The organism is Haemophilus sp. 27098_8_127 (assembly GCF_041433495.1).
Taxonomy (GTDB): Bacteria; Pseudomonadota; Gammaproteobacteria; order Enterobacterales; family Pasteurellaceae; genus Haemophilus_D.
Genome location: NZ_JAPWBP010000009.1, coordinates 49,740 through 57,524, shown reverse-complemented (window position 1 = coordinate 57,524; position 7,785 = coordinate 49,740). Strand labels below are relative to the sequence as shown.

The following is a 7,785-nucleotide window of genomic DNA, read 5'->3' as shown; positions in this document are numbered from 1 at the left end:
AACGACGCACTGGTTTTTCTTAAGAGTCACAACAGCGCGTCGTTGTGTGGAGTGCATTATAGGGATTTTTGAAATCCACGCAAGCACTTTTTTAAGAAATTTCTTCGATAGATGATTTTTTAAACGTTAAGTCCTTTATATGAATGCTATTCAGCCTTTTTTAAGGTCCGCTTACAACGTCTAAACCCATTTGCAGAAAGTATTTCATTAAGTTTACTAAGGCCTCTTTCCTTCTCTTTTTCAGTATAAAACTCGCAATTACGATTTTCTAAAGCGCCACGAAGTCGCCAATAAAAAGCTTCAGTTGCACCAATATCCGCTTTCTTCAAACGAACAATTGCATTTTCAGCACCTATTTGTCGTAAAATATCGACATTATCAATACCAACTTTCTTTAATGCTCGTTCATACTTAACCGATAAATTCGGTAAATCACGAATCCGTCCAATCTTAGAGAGCGCGGAATCGAGTTTTTCCTTCCTTATTTGAGTAATTGAAAGAATGATCAAGGTTCTCATTAAGACATTATCTTTCAAGATACTTTCAGTTAAAGCATAATAATCAGATAATACAAAGCGCTTATTGAGTTCATTTGTTGTAAAGGGTTTACATCCAAGTCCTTTTAGCTTTATGGAAAGCTCATCCTTAGCGCGCAAGTAAACCTTATTGTTGGCCCAAACAGCAAACATATCTTTTTCTTTATGAAACAAGCCATATCCCGTAAATAGATTTTTACTTGTTACATCTCCGATAAGTTGATTTAACAAATCACATACTTTACTGATATGATCATTTGGGATTATGAGAGTTTTCATTTTAAAACTCCTCCTTACTTAAGGTTAATCACATACGACTATACCAAGAAGTACTTCTCAAAAATGGTTATATCATAACCAGTTAAAGGTGACGAATATAAAATTTCAAATTTGTGAGAAAGATCGCAAATGCAAAATTTATTTATTGATAAACAACTAGATAAGAAAAAACTAGCTTATAGTTTAATATTTAACCATTAGAATTTTTTTAGAATTCAGGAGTAAAAATGACAGTAGGACTCGTTCTTGAAGGCGGCGGCATGAGAGGAATGTTTACAGCAGGCGTTCTTGATGCACTCATGGAACAAAACATTCAAATAGATAAAATTATTGGCGTTTCTGCGGGGGCATTATTTGGCATAAATTATGCATCCAATCAAAAAGAAAGAGCGTTGAGATATAACCTAAAATATCTTAAAGATAAACGGTACATGGGATTTCATAGCCTTTTTACAACAGGCAACATTGTCAATAAAGACTTCGCTTTCTATGATCTCCCCTTTAATCTCGACCCTTTTGATCAAAATGAATTTGAAAAATCTCACATTGATTTCTATTTAGCTGCCACAAACATCGAGAATGGTGAAGCTGAATATTTCAAAATCGAAAATGTTTTCAAAGAAATGGAATACTTCAGAGCAACCTCGGCCATGCCTTTTGTCTCACAATTTGTGGAAATCAATGGGCAAAAATATCTAGACGGTGGAATTGCTGATAGTATTCCATTTAAAAAAGCACAAGAGCTCGGTTGTGATAAAATCATCGTTGTTTTAACCCAACCTATCGACTACCGTAAAACAAAATCTTCTTCTTTTTTATTCAAGCTTTTTTATCGCAAATATCCACACTTAGTTAAAACCTTAGAAAATCGCTACCGCACTTATAATGAACAAGTAGAAGAAATCATTCGTTTAGAAAAACAAAATAAAATCTTTGTGATCCGTCCAAATGTACCGCTCAATATAGGTCGATTAGAACGAGATGAAACCAAAATAAGAACTGTATATGAACTGGGTGAAAAAATTCTCTCAGCACAAATTCAAGATCTAAAAAAATACTTAAGAAGTTGATTTTAAATAAACTATTTATCAAGTTTGGAATCTGCTTCACATTTTTTCGTCAAGGAAAAAATTTTCTCTTGATACTGTACATCAATACAGATATAATCTAGCCAAATTTAGATAACTCTGTTTAAGAAGGTTTTATATGGCAACTCAAGAAGAAAAGCAAAAAGCGCTCGCCGCAGCACTTGGTCAAATTGAAAAGCAATTCGGTAAAGGCTCAATTATGAAATTGGGCGATACTCAAGCCCTTGATGTAGAATCTGTTTCAACTGGTTCTTTAGGTCTTGATGTTGCCCTTGGTATTGGTGGTTTACCAATGGGTCGTATTGTTGAAATTTTTGGACCTGAATCTTCTGGTAAAACAACTTTAACTTTATCTGTTATCGCTCAAGCACAAAAAGTCGGTAAAACCTGCGCGTTTATCGATGCGGAGCATGCTCTTGATCCTATTTATGCAGCAAAACTTGGTGTTGATGTGAAAGAGCTCTTAGTCTCCCAGCCAGACAACGGTGAACAAGCACTTGAAATTTGTGATGCATTAGTACGTTCTGGTGCTGTAGATGTCGTCATCGTAGACTCGGTCGCTGCACTCACCCCGAAAGCTGAAATTGAAGGTGAAATGGGTGATTCACACATGGGTTTACAAGCGCGTTTAATGTCTCAAGCGCTACGTAAATTAACCGGCCAAATCAAAAATGCAAACTGTCTCGTTATCTTCATTAACCAAATTCGTATGAAAATTGGTGTCATGTTTGGTAACCCAGAAACCACAACCGGTGGTAACGCACTGAAATTCTACTCTTCTGTGCGTTTAGATATCCGTCGCACTGGTTCAGTTAAAGATGGAGATGAAGTCATTGGTAATGAAACTCGTGTTAAAGTCGTAAAAAATAAATTAGCAGCACCTTTCCGCCAAGTTGATTTCCAAATTCTTTACGGAGAAGGGATTTCCAAAGCTGGAGAATTAATTGAACTCGGTGTTAAACACAAACTTGTTGAGAAATCTGGTGCGTGGTATGCATATAACGGTGAAAAAATTGGTCAAGGTAAAGCTAATGCAATGAAATGGTTACATGAAAACCTTGCGAAATCAGACGAACTTGAAGCGAAGCTTCGTGCTGAATTAGTCGCTAACCCAGAACAAGCATTAATGGCTGATATTGAACAATCTACCGATGACGCAGAAAGTGATTTCTAATCACTAAAAGTGCGGTCAAAATTGACCGCACTTTTCATTTCAACCGTATTTCACCTAAAAGGAATTTCTATGTCTTCTCTTGCTTTAAGCTATGTCGTTAATTTACTTGCTCGACGTGAATATAGCGAATTTGAACTACGCAATAAAATGCAGGAAAAAGCATTTACAGAAGATGAGATCGATGAAACGATTGCTTACTGTCAGAAAAAAAACTGGCAAAATGATAAACGATTTGCTGAAAATTATTTACACGCACGTTCGCAGCGTGGGTATGGTGCAAATCGTATCAAACAAGAATTACGTCAACTAAAAGGCGTCCCTTCAGACGTAATCAATGAAGTCCTCGCAGAAAGTGAAATTAATTGGATTGAAATAGCAGAAAAGGTTCTACACAAAAAGTTTCCTAATTATGCAGAACCTCAACCAATCAAAAGCAAACAAAAAATTTGGCAGTATATGCTCTCTCATGGATTTTATTCTGAAGAATTTAGCGATTTTATCGGAAATGGAATAGAAGACTGATGAACCTAAAGAAATAAATCCCTAATACTGTAAAAATTAAACAACCAACTAAATGGCTAACTAAAACGAACAATCCATTTACCCACTCTTCTTTAAAAAAGAGTTCTATTACTTCGCCTGAAAAAGAAGAAAAGGTGGTGAGAGCACCAAGAAATCCAGTCACTAAGAATAATCGCCATTCAGGGCTAAATTGAGGAAATAACCAAAAGGCGGCCACTAAAATCCCCATCAAAAAACAGCCAATAAAGTTCGCCACAAGTGTACCAAATGCAAGTGTGCTAAATAGTGAATTCAACCAAAGACCCAATCCCCATCGTAAGGATGCTCCGATGGCTGCGCCTGTGCTAACAAGAATAAGCGACTGAAACATTTATTTGATACCAAAAAGCTCCGCCAAATGTTTGGCTACCGCTTCGTCTTTATTGAACCCAATCTCTTCCAATTCAGGGCAAGCTTCTTTTAAACGAGGATCAGCATTTGCCATCACATAACCTTTACCAGCCAAAGAAAGCATTTCAACATCATTCTGACCATCGCCAAAAGCAATACAATCTTTTAATCCATAATTTCTATTTTCTAATAGATGAGCTAGTGCATCACCTTTAGATACATTTTTGTTCATGACCTCTAAGCAAGTCACAGCAGAATAAACAATCGTCGTTTTATCACCAAAATGCGTTCTAAGATAATCTTCCAGCTCCACAAGATCTTTTGGATCACGAGCAATAAAAAATACTTTTTCAGTTCCTCTTCCGTGATGTTTTGTGAAATCAACCACCTCATACATGAAACCTGAATCCTTGTGATATTTTGCTAATTCAGGCACATCTATATTGATAAACCAACCATCATCTTGATAAGTATTGATACAAATCTTGGTACGATCAAAAGGAATTTTATATAACTCAAGCACGATTTCTTCTGGAAGACTATTGCTATAAATAAGGTTACCTTTTAGGTCGCGTACTCTCGCACCATTGGAAGTGATCATTACAGCATGCTCAGCACCTATCTTACCTAAAATAGAAGAAACATCCGTGTGATTACGGCCTGTCGCTAAAATAATATCAACACCTTTTTGTTCTAATTTATTTAATATCTCAATTGTAAAATCACCAATTACATGATTAGCATTGAGTAATGTACCGTCAAGATCAGAAACAACGGCTTTAAATGGAAGTTGTTGCATAAAAACACCCGTATAAAAAATGAATCTGTATCATACCAAAACAACACGATTTTTGACCGCACTTTCTATCAAAAAAACGACATTCATTGATAAAAAACAAAAAGGCGTATCTTTCGATACGCCTTCTTTATCTAACTTGTTACAGTTAATACATCAATTATTTGATGATTTTCGCAACAACACCAGCACCTACTGTACGGCCACCTTCACGGATTGCGAAACGTAAACCTTGGTCCATCGCAATTGGGTGGATTAAGCTTACTGTCATTTTGATGTTATCACCAGGCATTACCATTTCCACGCCTTCTGGTAATTCAATTGTACCAGTTACGTCAGTTGTACGGAAATAGAATTGTGGACGGTAACCTTTGAAGAATGGAGTGTGACGACCACCTTCATCTTTTGATAATACGTAAACTTCTGATTCGAAGTCTGTGTGTGGAGTGATTGAACCTGGTTTCGCTAATACTTGACCACGTTCGATTTCTTCACGTTTGGTACCACGTAATAATGCACCAATGTTCTCACCTGCACGACCTTCGTCAAGTAATTTACGGAACATTTCAACACCAGTTACTGTTGTTTTCGATGTTGGTTTGATACCAACGATTTCAACTTCATCACCAGTACGGATGATACCACGCTCAACACGACCTGTTACTACTGTACCACGACCTGAAATTGAGAACACGTCTTCGATTGGAAGAAGGAACGGTTGGTCAATTGCACGCTCTGGTTCAGGAATGTAAGTATCTAAGTGGTTTGCTAACTCAAGGATTTTTTCTTCCCATTCTGCAACGCCGTTTAATGCTTGTAATGCAGAACCACGTACGATTGGAGTATCGTCACCTGGGAAGTCATATTGAGAAAGAAGTTCACGAACTTCCATTTCTACTAATTCTAATAACTCTTCGTCATCTACCATGTCGCATTTGTTTAAGAATACGATGATGTAAGGTACACCTACTTGGCGACCTAATAAGATGTGCTCACGAGTTTGTGGCATAGGACCATCTGTCGCTGCTACTACTAAGATTGCACCATCCATTTGTGCCGCACCGGTGATCATGTTTTTAACATAGTCCGCGTGTCCTGGGCAGTCAACGTGTGCATAGTGACGAGTTGGAGTATCGTATTCAACGTGTGAGGTGTTGATGGTGATACCACGCGCTTTTTCTTCTGGCGCGTTATCGATTTGGTCGAATGCACGAGCTGCACCACCGTAGTGTTTTGCTAATACGGTTGTGATTGCTGCTGTTAAAGTTGTTTTACCGTGGTCAACGTGGCCGATTGTACCCACGTTTACGTGCGGTTTTGTACGTTCAAATTTTTCTTTAGACATTTAAAGAGTCCCTCTAAATAGACACGGTTATCGATGGGTAAATTAAACCACATTAACCAATAAAATCATTACTATTTAATAAGGAGAGAGGAATTTGGAAGGCTGGTGCTGATAGGCGGATTTGAACCGCCGACCTCACCCTTACCAAGGGTGCGCTCTACCAACTGAGCTATATCAGCGTTTGGAGCGGGCAGCGGGAATCGAACCCGCATCATTAGCTTGGAAGGCTAAGGTAATAGCCATTATACGATGCCCGCAGTCCTAAATTCATCTGTCCCATCAGAATTCATTTAGAAAATGGTGGAGGGAGAAGGATTCGAACCTTCGAAGGCTGAGCCAACAGATTTACAGTCTGCCCCCTTTGGCCGCTCGGGAACCCCTCCACGCTAAATGAATACTTGTTTACTAAAGGATGGTGCCGACTACCGGAATCGAACTGGTGACCTACTGATTACAAGTCAGTTGCTCTACCTACTGAGCTAAGTCGGCGTGTTGTAAGCAAGTGAGGCGTATTATATGGAAAATTTTATGCCTGACAAGTTTTTTTTATGAAAAATGCGTTTTTTTTAACTATTCGTCTAATTTACAAGCAAAAAGCCACATTCTTGCTTTAAAACTCACCACTTTTAATAAAAAACGATGATCACAACTCATTTATAGGGTATATTTTGTCCAATTTTTTTCACTCTAGATATAAAGCACCGTGGAAATTACCGAACAACTAACGCCCTTTCTGAACTTTAGTCGTCAACAATGGGCTGAATTAAGAAAATCTGTTCCGCTAAAATTAACGGAGCAAGATCTCAAACCGCTTTTAGGTTTTAATGAAGAGCTTTCTCTTGATGAAGTGAGCACCATTTACCTGCCACTTGCACGTCTCATCAACTACTATATTGATGAAAACCTTCGTCGCCAAGCGGTTTTAAATCGTTTCCTTGGCGGACAAAGCCCTAAAGTCCCTTACATCATTAGTATCGCAGGTAGTGTTGCTGTTGGGAAAAGCACATCGGCACGTATTTTGCAATCTTTGCTAACCCACTGGCCTACCGAACGAAAAGTTGATCTAATTACTACTGATGGTTTTCTTTATCCATTAGAGAAACTGAAAAAAGATGATTTGCTACAGAAAAAAGGCTTCCCTATTTCTTATGATACGCCCAAATTAATTCATTTTTTAGCTGATATCAAATCAGGCAAGCCATCGGTAAAATCGCCTATTTACTCTCATCTGACTTACGATATCGTTCCTGATAAGTTCGATATTGTCGATCAACCGGATATTTTAATTTTAGAAGGACTAAACGTTCTCCAAACAGGTTCAAACAAAGCCAATCAAACCTTCGTGTCTGATTTTGTGGACTTTTCTATTTATGTTGATGCTGACGAGAATTTGCTTAAAGAATGGTACATCAAGCGATTCTTAAAATTCCGTCAAAGTGCTTTCACTAATCCGGATTCCTATTTTAAACATTATGCCAATCTCTCTAAGCAGGAAGCCATTGAAACTGCTAGCAACATTTGGGATAACATTAATGGATTGAATTTAAAACAAAACATTCTGCCAACTCGTGAGCGCGCCAATCTCATTCTTAGAAAAGGTGAAAATCACGAAGTTGAGTTAGTGAAATTAAGAAAATAAAAAAGGCGGTCAATTT

At 37.8% G+C, this 7,785-nt stretch carries 8 protein-coding genes and 4 tRNA genes; 4 read left to right on the top strand and 8 right to left on the bottom strand.

Annotated elements, in window-relative coordinates; genetic code table 11:
• Window positions 1–146 precede the first annotated feature (146 nt).
• Window positions 147–815: a TfoX/Sxy family DNA transformation protein gene (locus O3746_RS09375; RefSeq protein ID WP_080971327.1), complete on the bottom strand. Its 669-nt coding sequence runs from the start codon at window positions 813–815 to the stop codon at window positions 147–149.
• A gap of 227 nt (window positions 816–1,042) precedes the next feature.
• On the opposite strand from O3746_RS09375, the gene O3746_RS09370 reads away from it, so the two are divergent.
• The 3 genes from O3746_RS09370 to recX all read left to right on the top strand — a co-directional run bounded on the left by O3746_RS09370 (window position 1,043) and on the right by recX (window position 3,599).
• Complete coding sequence (locus tag O3746_RS09370) at window positions 1,043–1,885, top strand: patatin family protein (RefSeq protein WP_049373658.1); 843 nt, start codon at window positions 1,043–1,045, stop codon at window positions 1,883–1,885.
• A gap of 136 nt (window positions 1,886–2,021) precedes the next feature.
• Window positions 2,022–3,077 (top strand): recombinase RecA, encoded by a 1,056-nt coding sequence (gene recA, locus O3746_RS09365; RefSeq protein ID WP_049371683.1) that lies wholly within the window; start codon window positions 2,022–2,024, stop codon window positions 3,075–3,077.
• A gap of 69 nt (window positions 3,078–3,146) precedes the next feature.
• On the top strand, window positions 3,147–3,599 hold the full coding sequence (gene recX / locus O3746_RS09360; RefSeq protein ID WP_032827499.1) for a recombination regulator RecX: 453 nt from the start codon (window positions 3,147–3,149) through the stop codon (window positions 3,597–3,599).
• Here recX and crcB read toward each other — a convergent pair.
• The 7 genes from crcB to O3746_RS09325 form a co-directional block, all read right to left on the bottom strand.
• Complete coding sequence (gene crcB, locus O3746_RS09355) at window positions 3,574–3,969, bottom strand: fluoride efflux transporter CrcB (protein WP_005699075.1); 396 nt, start codon at window positions 3,967–3,969, stop codon at window positions 3,574–3,576. The two genes, recX and crcB, sit on opposite strands and share 26 nt — an antisense overlap.
• On the bottom strand, window positions 3,970–4,788 hold the full coding sequence (locus O3746_RS09350; protein ID WP_005695047.1) for a Cof-type HAD-IIB family hydrolase: 819 nt from the start codon (window positions 4,786–4,788) through the stop codon (window positions 3,970–3,972).
• A 157-nt stretch (window positions 4,789–4,945) separates the two neighbouring features.
• Window positions 4,946–6,130 carry an elongation factor Tu gene (gene tuf, locus O3746_RS09345; protein ID WP_049365036.1) on the bottom strand — a complete coding sequence of 395 codons (1,185 nt, stop codon included), beginning with the start codon at window positions 6,128–6,130 and terminating at the stop codon, window positions 4,946–4,948.
• Window positions 6,131–6,233: 103 nt separating this feature from the next.
• A tRNA-Thr gene (locus O3746_RS09340) sits at window positions 6,234–6,309 on the bottom strand.
• Window positions 6,310–6,312: 3 nt separating this feature from the next.
• A tRNA-Gly gene (locus O3746_RS09335) sits at window positions 6,313–6,387 on the bottom strand.
• A gap of 41 nt (window positions 6,388–6,428) precedes the next feature.
• Window positions 6,429–6,513 (bottom strand) — tRNA-Tyr (locus tag O3746_RS09330).
• Between the two features lie 30 nt (window positions 6,514–6,543).
• Window positions 6,544–6,619, bottom strand: a tRNA-Thr gene (locus tag O3746_RS09325).
• A 214-nt stretch (window positions 6,620–6,833) separates the two neighbouring features.
• Between O3746_RS09325 and coaA the strand changes: the two genes are divergently transcribed.
• A complete protein-coding gene (gene coaA / locus O3746_RS09320) occupies window positions 6,834–7,769 on the top strand; it encodes a type I pantothenate kinase (RefSeq protein ID WP_371448807.1) in 936 nt (311 codons plus the stop codon).
• The last annotated feature ends 16 nt before the right edge of the window (window positions 7,770–7,785 follow it).

Coding starts and splice junctions, on each gene's coding strand:
- O3746_RS09375 (WP_080971327.1), bottom strand. CDS start 815: ATGAAAACTCTCATAATCCCAAATGATCATATCAGTAAAGTATGTGAT.
- O3746_RS09370 (WP_049373658.1), top strand. CDS start 1,043: ATGACAGTAGGACTCGTTCTTGAAGGCGGCGGCATGAGAGGAATGTTT.
- recA (WP_049371683.1), top strand. CDS start 2,022: ATGGCAACTCAAGAAGAAAAGCAAAAAGCGCTCGCCGCAGCACTTGGT.
- recX (WP_032827499.1), top strand. CDS start 3,147: ATGTCTTCTCTTGCTTTAAGCTATGTCGTTAATTTACTTGCTCGACGT.
- crcB (WP_005699075.1), bottom strand. CDS start 3,969: ATGTTTCAGTCGCTTATTCTTGTTAGCACAGGCGCAGCCATCGGAGCA.
- O3746_RS09350 (WP_005695047.1), bottom strand. CDS start 4,788: ATGCAACAACTTCCATTTAAAGCCGTTGTTTCTGATCTTGACGGTACA.
- tuf (WP_049365036.1), bottom strand. CDS start 6,130: ATGTCTAAAGAAAAATTTGAACGTACAAAACCGCACGTAAACGTGGGT.